This window comes from Sphingobacterium thalpophilum, assembly GCF_038396785.1.
GTDB lineage: Bacteria > Bacteroidota > Bacteroidia > Sphingobacteriales > Sphingobacteriaceae > Sphingobacterium > Sphingobacterium thalpophilum_A.
In genome coordinates this window covers 2,382,750-2,399,028 of sequence record NZ_CP151087.1, presented here as the reverse complement: position 1 = coordinate 2,399,028, position 16,279 = coordinate 2,382,750, and the positions used below count along the sequence as shown (strand labels likewise).

Sequence of the window (16,279 nt, the reverse complement as noted above, 5' to 3'; positions counted from 1 at the left end):
CGAAAATCGAGTTAAATAATTTATGCTTTTATCGCGATATTTAAGCTTAGCTCGTCCAGCTGCTCTTGGTGAATGGTTGACGGTGCATCAATCATAACATCTCTTCCCGAGTTGTTTTTTGGGAAGGCAATGACGTCACGGATAGAATCTAAACCTGCCAATAAGGATACTAAACGGTCAAAACCAAAAGCCAATCCGCCATGTGGAGGAGCACCGAAGGTAAAGGCCTCCATCAGGAATCCAAATTGTTTTTTTGCTTCTTCGGGACTGAATCCTAAATGTTTGAACATGAGCGATTGAAGCTCTCTGTCATGGATACGGATTGATCCACCACCTACTTCTACACCGTTTAAAACAAAGTCATAGGCATTTGCCCTTACTTCTCCGGGATTGGTATCTAAAAGCGGTATATCTTCCGGTTTTGGTGAAGTAAATGGATGGTGCATTGCATGGAAACGGCCATTTTCTTCGTCCCATTCCAATAGTGGGAAATCAACGACCCATAGTGGAGCAAAGGTTTCTTTGTCGCGGAAACCAAGTTGTGACGCAACTTCAAGGCGTAATTCATTGAGTTGTTTGCGAACTTTGTCTGTTCCACCAGCCATAATTAACAATAAATCGCCAGGTTTCGCGTGGAACGCTTCTGCAATTGCCGACAGTTGTTCTGGCGTGAAAAATTTATCAACGGACGACTTCACTGAACCGTCTTCATTCACACGCGCATATACCAAGCCCGTAGCACCAATCTGAGGACGTTTGATAAAATCGGTCAAAGCATCCAGTTGTTTTCTGGTATAATGTGCACAATTTTCCGCATTGATACCAACCACTAACTCTGCTGCATCAAATACAGGAAAACCTTTTCCTTTGGCAACCTCGTTTAGTTCAACGAACTGCATTCCGAAACGGATATCTGGTTTGTCTGATCCATAAAGGCGCATTGCATCTGCGTAAGTCATACGCGGAACAGTACCTAAGTCGATACCTTTGATTGTTTTGAAGATATGTTTTGCAAGCCCTTCAAAGATATTTAACACATCTTCCTGTTCTACAAAAGACATTTCACAGTCTATTTGCGTGAACTCTGGTTGACGGTCTGCACGCAAATCTTCATCACGAAAACATTTTACAATTTGAAAATAGCGATCAAAACCTGAAACCATCAATAATTGTTTGAAGGTTTGTGGGGATTGTGGTAACGCATAAAATTCTCCAGGATTCATACGGGAAGGTACGACAAAATCGCGTGCTCCTTCTGGAGTTGATTTAATCAGATATGGGGTTTCTACTTCCAGGAAGTTTTGGGAGTCAAGATAACGGCGTACCTCTTGTGAGGTCTTATGACGTAAAATAAGGTTTTCACGTACCGGGTTACGACGTAAATCCAGGTATCTGAACTTCATTCTGATGTCATCACCACCATCTGTTTCATCTTCTATTGTAAAAGGGGGTAATTTAGCAGCATTTAATATTTCAAGATTTGAAACCTTGATTTCAATGTCTCCAGTGGAGATTTTAGCATTTTTATTAGAGCGTTCGATAACTTCTCCGGTTACCTTGATGACATATTCTCTTCCGAGCTCACGGGCACTTGCGCGCAAGGAAGCATCATCATCTGCATTGAACGTTAATTGTGTGATACCATATCGGTCTCTAACATCGATGAAAGTCATACCGCCCAAATCGCGCGATTTTTGAACCCATCCACTTAGGGTAACCGTTTTCCCTAAGTCAGCTAGTGTTAATTCTCCACAAGTGTGTGTTCTGTGCATATCGTTATGAAAATTATATTTGACGCAAAATTATTGGTTTTACTCGACAATAACGAATTCTGTTTAGGTTATTTGAGTAGCGTTCTCCCACTTTCTTCCACATCTTTTTTTTCTGTTTTTGTTGTCTCCCACTTTGCCCCCTTTTGGTAGAAAAATTGGGTAAAATTAAATTTCTAAAGAGGAAATTTTTACAATTCATTTCTGATTTTGATAAAAAAAAGCGCGAAAAATCGCGTCTCGTGTAATAGTTTGTTTTGCTGATATATTGGTGTTTAACTGCTTCTAAATAAGGTTTTATGTGTGTTTTTTTTCAAGAGTACTTCTGTTTGTTGTAGCTATTTGTCGATGTGGAAAACTTTTTTATGTGATAAAGTGGGGGAAAGTGGGATAAAGTGTATACTTTTACATTTAAATTAGAATAGGATAATTGACGACATGACTCAGTTGATCGGAGAATTCGAATGCAAGCTAGACGCCAAAGGAAGAATGGTGTTGCCAGCTGCGCTCAAGAGGCAAATGCCTCATGTAGAGCGGGATGGCCTTGTCGTGAATCGCGGTTTTGAGAAACATCTGGTATTTTATCCAAGAGAAGAGTGGGATTTGATGACGGCTAAGCTGGCTAAATTGAATCAATTCGATCCTAAAGTGCGGGCGTTTGTTCGTGCTTTTACGCGCGGCGCCACGGAATTGACCTTGGATGCTGCGGGGCGTGTTTTGTTACCCAAAAGTTTGTTGGAATTTGCGGGTATAAGCACGGAATTGGTTTTGGCTTGTCAGTTTAATAAGATTGAGGTATGGTCAAAAGAAGGATATGAGGAGTTGATGGGCGACGGCGGAGTAGAGGATATATCATCTTTGGCGGCAGAGGTAATGGGGGATATTAATTTTGGACTATAAGTGTATGGAGAATGTATATCATGTTCCGGTAATGTTGCACGAATGCATGGATGCTTTGGCTATTAAGCCGGATGGTGTCTATGTGGATGTAACTTTTGGTGGTGGTGGTCATTCTCGGGAGATTTTGAAGAGATTGGGGCCAAAAGGGAAGCTGTTTGCTTTTGATCAGGATCCCGATGCATTGGAGAATGCAATTGACGATCCTCGTTTTACATTGATACATCAAAACTTTAGGTTTTTAAAGAATAGCCTTCGGTTGGAAGGAGTACGTTCTGTAGATGGTATTTTGGCAGATTTAGGGGTTTCCTCGCATCAATTTGATGCGGCTGATCGTGGGTTTTCTATTCGCTTTGACGCGGATCTGGATATGCGTATGGATCAAGTTGGTGATTTAGATGCGAAGTCGCTTTTGGCGACTTATTCGGAGGAGGATCTTCACCGCATTTTTGGGATGTATGGTGAAATCATGAATGCCAAGTCGCTTGCGAAAACAATTGTTACTGCGCGTTTGGCACAGCCAATCCAGACTGTTGCCGAATTGAAAGAGGTGATTCAACGGATGGTTCCGAAAGGTAAAGAACATAAGTATCATGCGCAGGTGTTTCAGGCGCTTCGTATAGAGGTGAATCGCGAGCTGGAAGCCTTACAGGAATTTTTGTTGCAAACAGTTGATGTGCTACATGTTGAAGGTCGATTGGCGGTGATGTCCTATCACTCTCTGGAGGATCGTTTGGTCAAAAATTTTATGGCCAAAGGAAAGTTTAAAGGAGAGGTTGAAAAGGATTTTTTTGGAAATGAAATTAAACCATTTCATGTGCTGAGCCGTAAAGCAATTACGGCATCTGCGCAAGAGTTGGCGGTAAATAATAGATCGCGCAGTGCGAAACTGCGTATTGCTGAAAAGTTGGATTTGTCTTAAAAATGGAGCGAGAGGATGAGCAGAAATACGATAAGACAGAAAGAATTGAGTGAAGAAGTTCAGGAGGAACTACAAGAAACTGTCGAAGAAAAGGCGGAACAAACAGAAGCGTTTATTAAAACGCTTTTTACCGTTGGAGACCTTTCGTTAAATAAAATATTGCAGTACTTGCCGTTTGGAGCCTTTATCGCTTTTCTGATGTTGTTGTATATTTCCAATCGTCATTTTGCAGAGCGAACTATTCGGAGCATCGATAAAGTGAGTAAAGAGGTGAAGGAATTGGGCTGGGATCATAAGTCTCTTTCCGCCGAACTGATGAAAATGTCTACACAGACAGAAATTGCCAAACGTGTAGATTCTCTGGGATTGAAAGAGCGTGTGGAGCCACCGATCAAAGTTGAAGTTATAGAGAATAAGGAAGATAAATAGGAAGAGTTATGAGTATCAGAAATACGATTCTTGTTCGTGTCTATTTTGCTTTTGGGCTTATCGTACTACTTGCGTTTTTGGTATTTGGAAAAATGACAAAGTTGCAGTATGTCGATGGAGAGCATTGGAAAGCTTTAGCAGATAGCCTTTCTATTCAGGAACGAGAGGTGGAGGCTGCTCGTGGTAATATCTATTCAAATGACGGAAGCTTGTTGGCTACTTCAGTGCCTGAATATGAGCTTCGTTTTGATGCAATGGCTATTCCGGAAGAGGGTGAAGAGTATTTCAATTTGAAAGTTGACTCCTTGGCTATTAAACTTGCTGATTTTTTTAAAGATAAATCATCGCGGCAGTATTTGACATTATTAAAACAGGCACGCAATAAAAAACAGCGCTACTTGTTGCTCAAGCGAAATGTGTCACATCAGGATTTAAAGCGGGTCAAACAATTTCCCTTACTTAAATCTGCTCGTGTCAACAAAGAGCGTTACCCAAGTTGTTTGATTACGGATAGACAGAACAAACGTATTTTGCCTTTTGTCAATCTCGCTGCGAGAACTATCGGTTATAAAAATGTGAAGGAAAATATTCATGTTGGACTGGAAGGTGCGTATGGAGAATATATCGACGGAAAGAGTGGGAAAAGGTTGATGCAGCGTATTGCCGGGGGGGTATGGATTCCTGTGAACAAAGATATCGAGGTTGCTCCGGTTGATGGCTCTGATATTATTTCGACCATTGATGTGAATATGCAGGATATGGCACAAAGGGCGCTCGAAAAGCAGATGATTACGAGTAATGCGGACGAGGGCTGTGTGGTGATGATGGAAGTAAAAACAGGTGAGGTACGTGCGGTGGCCAACTTTATGCGAGATAAAGATGGGGTTTATCGTGAAAAGTTCAACCTTGCCATCGCGCAAAGTGCAGATCCAGGTTCAACATTTAAGTTGGCTTCTTATTTGGCTTTGATTGATGATAAGAAAATAGACTCGAGTACAACAGTGAACATTGGTAATGGTAATTGGCCAATTTACAAGCATACCATTCGTGATTCACATGCACCTAAGAAGTCTATAATCTCTGCGAAAAGGGCCTTTGAGGAATCATCGAATGTGGGTGTTACTAAATTTGTTTATCAGGCTTATAAAGATAACCCAGATCAGTTTACATCAAAGCTGCATTCTTTTGGTTTTGGAAAAACGCTAGATCTGCAGATTCCGGGCGAAGGGGTACCCTTGGTGAAATCTTCGAAAAGTAAGAGCTGGAGTGGGTTGTCGCTGGTACAGATGGCTTACGGCTATGAAATGAAAATTACGCCATTGCAAACGTTGACATTTTATAATGCTGTCGCAAATAACGGTAAGTTGATAGCGCCACTATTTGTTAAAGAAATTCGGCATTTAGGAAATACAATTCAAACGTTTCAAGCGAAAGTCATTAACGAAAAGATCGCCTCGGATCATGCTTTAGCAGAGGTGCGGGGAATGATGGAAGGTGTTATGACTGAAGGTACAGGTAGAAGTGTTGCTAGTCCATTGTATAGCTCTGGCGGTAAAACAGGAACAGCACAGATGGCTGATGGCTCGAGAGGGTACGGTGCTAGACGATATCAATCTTCATTCGCTGGGTATTTTCCAGCTGAAGATCCAAAATATTCCATTATTGTGGTGATTCGTAACCCAAGAAATGGCTATTACGGTGCATCGATTGCAGGGCCCGTATTTAAAGAGCTTGCAGATATGGTATATGCAAACGATATGGAGATGGAGGGGAAAAAGACATTTAAAGCAGTAAACGTGGGCGGGAGAATGCCATTGACTTTGCAGGGGTCGAAGGAAGCTAGTAAAAAAGTGTACGATAAGTTGGGGATTAATACCGTGAATTGGGATACGATTGCGCGAGGAGAGGTGGATACCTCGACACGAGGCGTACCATTCATAGATTTAAAATATAAAGAAGGAATCGTTCCGAATGTTGTCGGAATGGGATTGATGGATGCTTTATATGTTGTGGAGAATGCCGGATTTAAAGCGCACGTGACAGGAAAAGGAAGAGTGGGAATGCAGTCGTTAGCTGCAGGACAGAAACTGGCTTTTGGAACGGCGATAAATTTAGAACTTAAGTAATGATGGATTTAAAAAAAGTATTGCATGCTATTCCTGTACAGCAGGTTGTAGGGAACCTTGAAGAGGTCGATGTGCACTCTTTGTGCTTTGATTCCAGAAAAGTGGAGTTGGGAAGTTTGTTTATCGCAGTGCGGGGTGTTCAAACAGATGGTCATTTGTTTGTAGACAAGGCAATTACTTCGGGAGCAAGAGCCGTTATTGTAGAAGAGTTACCAAAAGAGACATTAGACTCTGTCGCCTATATCTTAGTGGCCGATTCTGCTTATGCTTTGGGTGTGGCTGCTGCTAATTTCTACGGAAATCCTTCGGAACAGCTGAAGTTGGTCGGTGTGACCGGCACAAATGGTAAAACGACAGTAGCTACATTGTTGTTTCAGCTGTTTACGGAGTTGGGCTACCATGTGGGCTTATTATCTACGGTGCAAAACCAGATTGGAACGAAGATTATACCGGCAACACATACAACACCAGACCCTATTCAATTGAATAAATTGTTACGGGATATGGTTGATGATGGCTGTGACTATGCATTTATGGAGGTTAGTTCACATGCTGTCGTTCAGGAACGTATAGCAGGCTTGGTGTTTGCGGGCGCAATATTCACGAATATTACGCACGATCACCTGGATTTCCATAAAACCTTTGATAACTATATTAAAGCGAAAAAGAAGTTTTTTGACGATTTGGATGCGAATGCTTTTGCGTTGACGAATGCTGATGATAGAAATGGTCAGGTCATGCTTCAAAATACAGTGGCACACCGGAAAAGTTATGGCTTGCGTTCTGGTGCAGATTTTAAAGCAAAGGTGATCGAAAGCCATTTCGACGGGATGTTGATGAGTGTTGACGGACAGGAAGTATGGGTGAAATTGATCGGCGATTTCAATGCATATAACCTTTTGGCGGTTTATGCTGCCGCTATCTTGCTTGAGCAGGAAACGGTGAAAGTGTTGACCGCACTCAGTACCTTGAAAGGTGCAGAAGGACGATTTGAAACGATGAAATCGGCTTCGGGTGTTTTTGGAATCGTAGACTACGCGCATACACCTGATGCGGTTGAAAATGTGTTGAAGACTATAAGTTCATTGCGACGCCCAGAGCAAAAAATCATTACGGTGTTAGGATGCGGCGGCGATCGGGATAAGACCAAACGACCTGAAATGGCTGAAGCAGCTTTGCGCTATAGTGATCGTTTTTTGATTACCTCCGACAATCCACGTACAGAAGATCCTTATCAGATTATTAAAGATATTGAAGCTGGTGTGGCGACGGATCAAAAAGTGAAGACGCTTTCTATAGCGGATCGTAAGGAAGCAATACGCACAGCATATCAGCTAGCTAGTCCCGGCGATATTATCCTAGTGGCAGGAAAAGGACATGAGAAATATCAGGATGTAAATGGTGTGAAGCATCATTTTGATGATAAAGAAGTTTTAGAGAATACATTTAACGAACAATAGAAATATGTTGTACCATCTTTTTACGTGGCTTAGCGAATATATTCATATACCTGGAGGAGGGTTGTTTCAATACATCTCCTTTCGGACATCTATGGCTGTAATCGCTTCATTGATTATTACCACGGTTTTTGGGGGAAAATTGATTCAATTCTTGCATAATAAGCAAGTTGGCGAGACAATTCGTGATTTGGGGCTTGAAGGAGAAAAAAAGAAAGCTGGTACGCCAACAATGGGTGGGATCATCATCATTGCAGGTATCCTTATCCCGACCTTGTTATTTGCAAAATTGACGAATATCTATGTGATTATCATGATTGTGACAACACTTTGGATGGGTGCAATTGGATTTTTAGATGATTATATAAAGGTTTTTAGACATAATAAAGAGGGCTTAGCTGGTAAGTTTAAGGTTGTTGGACAAGTTGGCTTGGGAGCCATAATTGCTTGTACGATGTACTTTCATCCAGATATCGTTGTTCGAAAAGGGGTGGATAAACCAACCTCTACCAAGCCCGTTGAAGTGGTTATCAATGAAGGTACAGGTGAGAAGACCTATGCTGAAAACGTGAAATCATCTAAGACAAATATTCCGTTTTATAAAAATAATGAGTTTGATTATGCTAAGGTGTTTAAAATATTCGGACTGCAGAGCGATTATCTGACTTTCGTTGTCTTTTTAGTTGTCGTTATTTTTATCGTTACGGCAGTTTCAAACGGCGCAAATATTACGGACGGTATCGATGGTTTAGCCACGAGTACATCCGCTATCATTGGTGTTACTTTAGCCATTTTGGCGTACGTGTCAGGTAACGTAATCTTTTCAGATTACCTCAATATTATGTATATCCCCAATTCCGGAGAACTCGTGATTTTCGCCGGGGCATTTGTGGGGGCTTGCGTAGGTTTCTTATGGTATAACACGTATCCTGCCCAAGTTTTTATGGGTGATACGGGAAGTTTGGCAATAGGAGGTATAATTGCTGCCTTTGCTATCCTGATTCGGAAAGAACTGTTGATTCCGATTTTATGTGGTGTATTTCTGTTGGAAAACCTTTCGGTTATTCTTCAAGTGTCGTATTTCAAATACACGAAGAAGAAGTATGGTGAGGGTAGACGGATCTTTTTGATGTCGCCATTACATCACCATTTTCAGAAGAAGGGGTATCACGAAGCGAAAATTGTAACACGTTTTGTTATTGTAGGAATCATATTGGCCATTCTTACTATTGTAACATTGAAAATTAGATAATGATGTCAAACATTGCAACAACATATTATCCTCAATCTGGAAGTTTGGTCATTTTAGGCGCCGGCGAAAGCGGTGTTGGAACGGCTATTCTTGGAAAAGAAAAGGGATTTGATGTATTTGTATCAGATAAGGGACTGATTGCGGACCACTATAAGGAACAATTGAAAGTCGAGGGAATAGCTTTTGAAGAAGGTAATCACGATGAAGCACGGATTTTGAATGCCGCTTTGGTTGTGAAGAGCCCCGGTATTCCAGAGACGGTGCCTTTGGTGGTCGCTCTGAAAGCAAACAATATACCCGTGATTGCAGAAATTGAATTTGCGGCACAATACACTGATGCAAAGTTAATCTGTATTACAGGATCAAACGGTAAGTCTACGACGACGATGTTGACTTATGAAATGCTTAAGCATGGCGGTTTAAATGTTGGATTGGCTGGTAATATTGGAAAGAGCTTTGCGCTTCAGGTAGCTAAAGAACAGTTTGATTGCTATGTCTTGGAAATATCAAGCTTTATGCTGGACGATATGTACCATTTTAGAGCAGATGTTGCTGTTATATTGAATATTACGCCTGATCATTTGGATCGCTATGACCATAAAATGGAAAATTATGTGGATTCAAAATTCAGGATGATTCAGAATCAAACGGAGAACGATTATTTTATATACTGTCTAGACGATCCAGAAACAATTAAAGGATTGGAAAGACATCGTAGTAAAGGGACCTATTTGCCTTTTACACAGGAACAACTTGTTGAATTGGGCGCTTATTTAAATGCCAATAAAACAATAATTATTAATACACCAAATAACGATACATTCACTATGAGAGCTGAGGAATTGTCATTGCAGGGGAAGCATAATATTTATAATAGCATGGCTTCTGGGTTAATTGCGAAAGTGCAGGAATTGAGAAATCAAGTGATGAAAGAGAGCATGGGCTCGTATGTGAATATTCCACATCGCCTGGAACATGTAGCCTGTATCGGCGGTGTGAATTACATTAACGATTCAAAGGCAACGAATGTAAATTCGGTATGGTATGCTTTGGAAAGTTTCTCTACACCAATCGTATTGTTATTAGGTGGTGTAGATAAAGGAAACGATTACAGTATGCTTGCTGATTTGGTGAAAGACAAAGTGCGTGCTATTGTTTGTTTGGGAAAAGATACGGCTGCTATTCATAAAGCATTTGAACAAGATGTGGAGATTATTGTCAATAGCACCTCTATGCAAGATGCGGTGGTGTTGGCTTCGCACTTGGCGCAAAAAGGTGATACCGTCTTATTGTCTCCTGCTTGCGCTAGTTTTGATTGGTTCAAGAACTATGAAGATCGTGGCGATAAATTTAAAGCGGCTGTAATGGAATTATAAATGGTGTAACCCAGTAAGAGGAGGAAGGATATGCTACAGAATATAATGTCTAAATTGAAGGGTGATCGATGGATATGGATCATTGTGATTATCTTATCGGGATGGTCACTTTTGGCTGTATACAGTTCGGTGGGTACGTTGGCGTATAAAGAAGGGAAGGGAACAGAAATGTATTTGTTAAAACACTTTTCTATTATTGCCGTTGGGTTTATCCTCATGTATCTTTCCCATAAGTTGGATTATCGGTATTACGCTGGTATATCCAAAATTATGATGGGCATTACAATCCCCTTATTGCTGTTTACTTTATTGTTTGGTAGTAAAGTTAATGAGGCAAGTCGTTGGTTGACCATACCCGGTATCGGTTTAACGTTTCAAACATCGGATTTGGCAAAGTTGTCACTCATTGTCTTTCTTGCGCGGATGTTATCCCGGAAACAGGAAGAGATCAAGGATGTTAAAAAATCGTTCTTACCTATTATGGGATCGGTGTGCGGTGTATTTATTCTGATTGCCTTGGCCAACTTATCTACAGCATTAATGCTATTTGGAGTGAGTGTTTTATTGCTGTTGATCGGTCGGATTAGTTTTAAACAAATTGCTATCGTCTGCTGTGGTGGTGGTATTCTTCTGATGATGGTTATCTTTTTCGGTCCACGTAGGGCAACCTATATCAGTCGGGTAAAATCTTTTTTTCATACTGAAAAAGTAGATAAAACGGTATCCTTCCAGGATGATAAAAATTATCAGGCAAACAATGCGAAAATTGCTATAGCGACTGGAGGGCTTTTTGGAAAAGGACCTGGAAATAGCGTGCAGCGTAATGTGTTGCCGCATCCTTACTCAGATTTTATATATGCTATTATTATTGAGGAGTACGGGACAGTCGGTGGGGTAATCCTACTATTTCTATATCTGGCCTTTATGTATCGATGTATACGTATTGTCACGATGAGTCCCAAAGCTTTTGGTACTTTCTTGGCTGCGGGTTTGGGATTTAGTTTGACGATTCAGGCCCTAGCAAATATGGCTGTTGCTGTAGGCTTAGGACCAGTTACGGGGGTTCCTCTTCCACTAGTGAGTATGGGAGGAACATCTATTTTATTTACGAGTGTCGCTTTAGGAATTATCCTGAGTGTGAGCAGAAATATTGAAGAATTAAAAGGTAAAGAAGAGCTGGATGAAAAGCCTAAACCGAAAAAAGTGGTTATAGGATCAATTCCAGCATAATAAAAAATTGAGCATGGCAATTCGTGTAATTATTAGTGGTGGTGGAACCGGAGGACATATCTTTCCGGCGATTTCAATTGCAAATGCACTGAAGGCAATGGATCCTGCAAATGAAATTCTATTTGTGGGTGCCAATGGCCGGATGGAAATGGATAAAGTACCAGCTGCCGGATATCCGATTATTGGACTTGATATTCAGGGGATCAATAGAAAACAGCTGTGGAAAAATATCTTCTTGCCATTTAAGCTTATGAAAAGTTTGAATAAGGCAAAAAGTGTAATTAAGGATTTTAGACCGGATGTGGCAGTGGGTGTAGGTGGTTTTGCCTCTGGACCTTTGTTAATGATGGCGAATAAATTGGGCGTGCCAACCGTTGTACAGGAACAAAATTCCTATGCAGGTGTGACCAATAAAAAAGTTGGGGCAAAGGCAGCAAAGATATGTGTCGCCTATGAGGGGATGGAGCAATTTTTTCCTGCTGAGAAGGTATTACTTACCGGGAACCCAATAAGACGCGAGTCCATTGCGATAGCGGGGAAAAGAGAAGAAGCTTTAACGTTCTTTGGGTTAGATCCACACAAAAAGACAATTTTGCTGCTCGGCGGTAGTTTGGGGGCTAAAACATTAAATGAAAGTGTCGTTGCTTACCTAAATGAGTTAAAGGGAGAGGACATTCAAGTAATTTGGCAATGCGGTAGTTTCTACGTTGAAAACCTACAAGCGGAGTTGGCAGGTAAACTTTCTGGTAATATCAAGATGTTGGCCTTTCTACAGCGTATGGATTATGCTTATGCTGCGGCAGATTTAATTATTAGCCGCGCTGGAGCTGGTACAATTTCCGAGCTCTGTGTAGTCGGTAAACCTGTAATCCTTGTGCCTTCGCCCAATGTGGCCGAAGACCATCAGACCAAAAATGCAATGGCATTGGTTAATAAAGATGCTGCGTTATTGGTTAAGGATAGTGATGCAAAAAAAGACTTGGTCCCTGCTGCTTTAAATTTATTAAAAGATGCAGCTCATATCGCACAATTAAGTGAAAATATTAAAAAACTCGGTAAGTTGGATGCTGACGTGCAGATTGCCGAGGAGGTGTATAAATTGGTTAATAAAAAATAGACGAAGTATGAATCTAGATGCAATAAAACAAGTTTACTTGATCGGAATAGGAGGTATAGGCATGAGTGGTCTTGCGCGCTATTTTAAGCATTTGGGCTGTGAGGTGAATGGATATGACCGTACAGAAACTGAACTGACTAAAACCTTAGTCAAGGAAGGAATAGCGATCTCATATCAGGATGATATCAATACAATTGATGCTATTTTTCACGCACCTACAGCGGAGACATTAGTCATTTTTACACCAGCCATTCCTAAAGATTCGAAGATTAAAGCTTTTTTGGAATCTCAAGGACATATACTATATAAGAGATCGCAGGTTTTGGGGATCATTAGTGAGAGTAGATTTACGGTTGCTGTTGCCGGTACACATGGTAAAACGACAACTTCTACAATGGTGGCACATGTATTGAAAGATTCGGGTTACGACTGTTCTGCCTTTTTGGGTGGAATCAGTTCTAATTACGGTACCAATGTGCTTTATGGAAATAATAATACAGTTGTGGTTGAGGCTGACGAATTTGATCGTTCATTTCTGACACTTCACCCCAATATCGCAATAGTAACTTCTTCGGATGCTGATCATTTGGACATTTATGGAGATCGCAGCCATCTGCTCGAATCATTCCAATTGTTCTTGGATAAAGTAGTTGAAGGGGGAACACGTATTATAAAAAAAGGCCTCGAGTTTGCGGGGCAAATAAGTTATTCAGGCCATGAAATCGCTGATGCATATGCTTCCAATGTGCATGTACGCGACGGAGAGTTCTTTTTTGACTACCAAGATACCAACGGGCGGATAGATGATATCCATTTAGGTATTCCTGGTACCCACAATGTTGAAAATGCGGTAGCCGCGATTGCAGTAGCCCGTTTACTTGGGATTGAAAATGAAGCGATCAAGAAAGCATTGACAACATTCAAAGGAGTGAAAAGAAGGTTTGAATATATTGTCCGTAAACCTGGAGCGGTGTATATCGATGACTATGCGCACCATCCAGAGGAACTGCGTGCATTTTTAACTTCGATGCGCAAATTGTATCCCACAAAAAAACTAAATGTGGTCTTTCAGCCGCATTTATTTACCCGTACTCGGGATTTTGTGGATGGTTTCGCAGAGGTGTTGTCTATGGCAGACAATCTGTTGTTAATGGAAATTTATCCAGCACGGGAGCTTCCTATTGAAGGGATCAATTCGAGTTGGTTATTGGATAAAATTACGGCAGAGAAAAAACAGCTTGTAACAGCAGAAGAAGTCTTGGAATTCGCGCGCGATGAAAAGCCGGAACTGATTGTCACAGTTGGGGCAGGTGATATTGACAAATTGGTTAAACCGTTACAGGCAGTTTTAGAGCATGCTTAAAAAGTTACGTAACATACAATGGAATCGTGTACTCTACTTTACGCTGTTTTTTATCGGCGTAATAGTTGTCGTCGTGATTATGACTATTGTGGGGAAACGTGATGAGCAGCAGGTTTGTAAAGATATTAAAATTGTCATTGAAGGCACAGAAGCTTTTATTGATCAGGCTGATATCTCCAAACTGATCGAACAAAACTATGGTAGTTTCGCGGGAAAGAAAGTCAATGGAATTCCCTTTCAAAAGGTTGAAAAAACCTTGCGCAAATTAGCGTATGTTTCAGATGCCAGTATACATGCCGATATGGATGGTACGATCAGAATTAATATTAGTCAGCGCGAGGCTGTCATGCGGGTCATCAACAAAAATGGAAAGGAATTTTATGTAGACCCCAATGGGCTGAAGATACCGACAACGTTGAAGTATATACCGCATATCATGGTTGCAACGGGTAACATCGCAGAAGGATATAATGAAGCCCTGGATACCATATCAACACCACTGGTGAAAGATTTGGTAAAAGTCATTGAGTTTATCCGAAACGATGAATTATGGAGTAATCAGGTCGTGCAGATATATGTAAACGCGGATAAGGACATTGAACTAGTACCTCGTGTAGGGACACAGCAATTGATTGTTGGATCGGCAGATTCATTGGAACAAAAATTTGAATTATTAAAGACCTTTTATACGCAGATCATGCCAAAAGTGGGTATAAATGCTTACGGTGTTGTCAACGTAAAATATGGAGGTCAGATTATCTGTGAAAAGCGGGGAAACTGGAGTTTTTCAGATGATCAAACAAAAAAAGTAGCAAATAATACATTATAGTAATACAGCAACAATACAGGAAATTATGAACTCAAAGGCAGCAGAAATTGAAAGAGAAAACCCAATTATCGTGGGACTCGATATTGGTACTACCAAAATTTGTGTTACGGTTGGGAGACGTAGCTCAGGAAACAAAATTGAATTATTAGGAGTGGGCAAAGCTGACTCTGCAGGTGTAAGCAGGGGTGTGGTTGCTAATATCCAGAAAACTGTGGGAAGTATTTTAGAGGCTGTCGAGATAGCCGAAGCACAGTCCAATGTGGATATTAAAGTGGTGAATGTGGGAATTGCTGGCCAACACATCAAAAGTATTCAACACCGTGGAATATTTACCAAAACTGATGGTGATGATGAAATCATTCGACGCGATATCGAACGACTGATTTCGGATATGTATAAACTGGTACTGCCTCCAGGAGAAGAAATTATACATGTTTTACCACAAGAGTTTACGGTAGATAACGAACCCGGAATTCGCGAACCAATCGGTATGGCTGGTCGTCGTATTGAAGCAAACTTCCATATTATATCGGGACGTGTAACGGATATTAAAAATATCAAGAAATGTATTGATAATTCCAATCTGGAAGTTGCTGAATTGATTCTCGAACCTTTAGCGTCTTCTGAAGCTGTATTGGATGAAGACGAAAAAAATGCTGGTGTTGTATTAGTGGATATCGGTGGTGGAACCACAGATGTTGCCATCTTCCATGAAGGAATTATTCGTCACACTGCTGTGATTCCTTTAGGCGGTAATATTGTAACGGAAGATATCCGTCAGGGATGTTCTGTTTTGCGTTCTCAGGCTGAATTGTTGAAAACTCGTTTCGGATCGGCTCTAGCTGATGAAAATAAAGAAAATGAGGTGATTTGTGTGCCAGGATTGAAAGGTCGTGAACCAAAGGAAATTTCCGTTAAAAATTTGGCTTATATTATTCAAGCTAGAATGGAAGAAATTATTGAGCACGTGTATTATGAAATCAAATCTTCTGGATATGAAAATAAGCTGATCGGTGGTATTGTTATTACCGGTGGTGGTGCTCAATTAAAACATCTGGTACAACTTGTTGAGTATATTACTGGGATAGATTGTCGTATCGGATTTCCGAATGAATATCTTTCTAAGAATGAGGTTTTACCAAAACCGTTGTTTGAAGAATTGAAAAGTCCTTTGTACGCAACAAGTATTGGCTTGTTGATTAAGGGAATTCAATCCCATGAGGAAGAAGAAGATAGCCGTAGAGAAATGCACGCCCCATCGAAAAAAGTGCAGGCTGCTACGGTGACAACAAAAGAGGTTTCTGAACAACAACAAAAAGAGCAAGGATTATTGTCATGGTTCAAACGTTTTATCAAAGACGGCAACGAAATCGATGACGCAAGTTTTTTAGATAAGAAGTAAGTTTTCCACAATAGTTGAAGTTTTCCACAATTTAACAAATGTGGAAAACTTTTGTTGAAATTATATTATTATTACATTACATATAGTGGGTTTGATTCGTTTTGATATCA

The 16,279-nt window shown here is 40.7% G+C and carries 13 protein-coding genes; 12 read left to right on the top strand and 1 reads right to left on the bottom strand.

The window, feature by feature from the left end; genetic code table 11:
- Positions 1-20 precede the first annotated feature (20 nt).
- Entirely contained in the window at positions 21-1,772 is a 1,752-nt protein-coding gene (gene aspS / locus AACH28_RS10730; protein ID WP_312482160.1) for an aspartate--tRNA ligase, read from the bottom strand.
- Between the two features lie 435 nt (positions 1,773-2,207).
- Here aspS and mraZ point away from each other — a divergent pair, with 435 nt between their 5' ends.
- From mraZ to ftsA, 12 genes are read left to right on the top strand one after another with little or no spacing between them, the layout of a single operon-like run.
- On the top strand, positions 2,208-2,669 hold the full coding sequence (mraZ, locus tag AACH28_RS10725; RefSeq protein ID WP_070564930.1) for a division/cell wall cluster transcriptional repressor MraZ: 462 nt from the start codon (positions 2,208-2,210) through the stop codon (positions 2,667-2,669).
- Positions 2,670-2,673: 4 nt separating this feature from the next.
- Entirely contained in the window at positions 2,674-3,588 is a 915-nt protein-coding gene (rsmH, locus tag AACH28_RS10720; protein WP_201670269.1) for a 16S rRNA (cytosine(1402)-N(4))-methyltransferase RsmH, read from the top strand.
- A gap of 15 nt (positions 3,589-3,603) precedes the next feature.
- Positions 3,604-4,017: an FtsL-like putative cell division protein gene (locus AACH28_RS10715; RefSeq protein ID WP_075991280.1), complete on the top strand. Its 414-nt coding sequence runs from the start codon at positions 3,604-3,606 to the stop codon at positions 4,015-4,017.
- Positions 4,018-4,025: 8 nt separating this feature from the next.
- Positions 4,026-6,143, top strand: coding sequence for a penicillin-binding protein (locus AACH28_RS10710; RefSeq protein ID WP_312482159.1), 2,118 nt, complete (start codon positions 4,026-4,028; stop codon positions 6,141-6,143).
- Entirely contained in the window at positions 6,143-7,603 is a 1,461-nt protein-coding gene (locus AACH28_RS10705) for a UDP-N-acetylmuramoyl-L-alanyl-D-glutamate--2,6-diaminopimelate ligase (RefSeq protein ID WP_312482158.1), read from the top strand. Before AACH28_RS10710 ends, AACH28_RS10705 begins: the two co-directional genes overlap by 1 nt.
- A gap of 4 nt (positions 7,604-7,607) precedes the next feature.
- The gene (gene mraY / locus AACH28_RS10700) at positions 7,608-8,852 is read left to right on the top strand and encodes a phospho-N-acetylmuramoyl-pentapeptide-transferase (RefSeq protein WP_075991283.1); all 1,245 of its coding nucleotides are present in this window, start codon (positions 7,608-7,610) and stop codon (positions 8,850-8,852) included.
- A 2-nt stretch (positions 8,853-8,854) separates the two neighbouring features.
- Positions 8,855-10,228, top strand: coding sequence for a UDP-N-acetylmuramoyl-L-alanine--D-glutamate ligase (murD, locus tag AACH28_RS10695; RefSeq protein ID WP_341833113.1), 1,374 nt, complete (start codon positions 8,855-8,857; stop codon positions 10,226-10,228).
- Positions 10,229-10,258: 30 nt separating this feature from the next.
- A complete protein-coding gene (locus AACH28_RS10690) occupies positions 10,259-11,458 on the top strand; it encodes an FtsW/RodA/SpoVE family cell cycle protein (RefSeq protein ID WP_075991285.1) in 1,200 nt (399 codons plus the stop codon).
- 13 nt (positions 11,459-11,471) lie between these two features.
- Positions 11,472-12,575 carry an undecaprenyldiphospho-muramoylpentapeptide beta-N-acetylglucosaminyltransferase gene (gene murG, locus AACH28_RS10685; RefSeq protein WP_312482157.1) on the top strand — a complete coding sequence of 368 codons (1,104 nt, stop codon included), beginning with the start codon at positions 11,472-11,474 and terminating at the stop codon, positions 12,573-12,575.
- Positions 12,576-12,582: 7 nt separating this feature from the next.
- Positions 12,583-13,938: a UDP-N-acetylmuramate--L-alanine ligase gene (murC, locus tag AACH28_RS10680; protein WP_341832928.1), complete on the top strand. Its 1,356-nt coding sequence runs from the start codon at positions 12,583-12,585 to the stop codon at positions 13,936-13,938.
- Complete coding sequence (locus AACH28_RS10675) at positions 13,931-14,767, top strand: cell division protein FtsQ (RefSeq protein WP_341832927.1); 837 nt, start codon at positions 13,931-13,933, stop codon at positions 14,765-14,767. Before murC ends, AACH28_RS10675 begins: the two co-directional genes overlap by 8 nt.
- 25 nt (positions 14,768-14,792) lie before the next feature.
- Complete coding sequence (gene ftsA / locus AACH28_RS10670) at positions 14,793-16,169, top strand: cell division protein FtsA (protein WP_070564959.1); 1,377 nt, start codon at positions 14,793-14,795, stop codon at positions 16,167-16,169.
- Positions 16,170-16,279 lie beyond the last annotated feature (110 nt).

Excerpts from the sequence above, each read along its gene's own strand:
- aspS (WP_312482160.1), bottom strand. The coding sequence starts at position 1,772 with ATGCACAGAACACACACTTGTGGAGAATTAACACTAGCTGACTTAGGG.
- mraZ (WP_070564930.1), top strand. The coding sequence starts at position 2,208 with ATGACTCAGTTGATCGGAGAATTCGAATGCAAGCTAGACGCCAAAGGA.
- rsmH (WP_201670269.1), top strand. The coding sequence starts at position 2,674 with ATGGAGAATGTATATCATGTTCCGGTAATGTTGCACGAATGCATGGAT.
- AACH28_RS10715 (WP_075991280.1), top strand. The coding sequence starts at position 3,604 with ATGAGCAGAAATACGATAAGACAGAAAGAATTGAGTGAAGAAGTTCAG.
- AACH28_RS10710 (WP_312482159.1), top strand. The coding sequence starts at position 4,026 with ATGAGTATCAGAAATACGATTCTTGTTCGTGTCTATTTTGCTTTTGGG.
- AACH28_RS10705 (WP_312482158.1), top strand. The coding sequence starts at position 6,143 with ATGATGGATTTAAAAAAAGTATTGCATGCTATTCCTGTACAGCAGGTT.
- mraY (WP_075991283.1), top strand. The coding sequence starts at position 7,608 with ATGTTGTACCATCTTTTTACGTGGCTTAGCGAATATATTCATATACCT.
- murD (WP_341833113.1), top strand. The coding sequence starts at position 8,855 with ATGTCAAACATTGCAACAACATATTATCCTCAATCTGGAAGTTTGGTC.
- AACH28_RS10690 (WP_075991285.1), top strand. The coding sequence starts at position 10,259 with ATGCTACAGAATATAATGTCTAAATTGAAGGGTGATCGATGGATATGG.
- murG (WP_312482157.1), top strand. The coding sequence starts at position 11,472 with ATGGCAATTCGTGTAATTATTAGTGGTGGTGGAACCGGAGGACATATC.
- murC (WP_341832928.1), top strand. The coding sequence starts at position 12,583 with ATGAATCTAGATGCAATAAAACAAGTTTACTTGATCGGAATAGGAGGT.
- AACH28_RS10675 (WP_341832927.1), top strand. The coding sequence starts at position 13,931 with ATGCTTAAAAAGTTACGTAACATACAATGGAATCGTGTACTCTACTTT.
- ftsA (WP_070564959.1), top strand. The coding sequence starts at position 14,793 with ATGAACTCAAAGGCAGCAGAAATTGAAAGAGAAAACCCAATTATCGTG.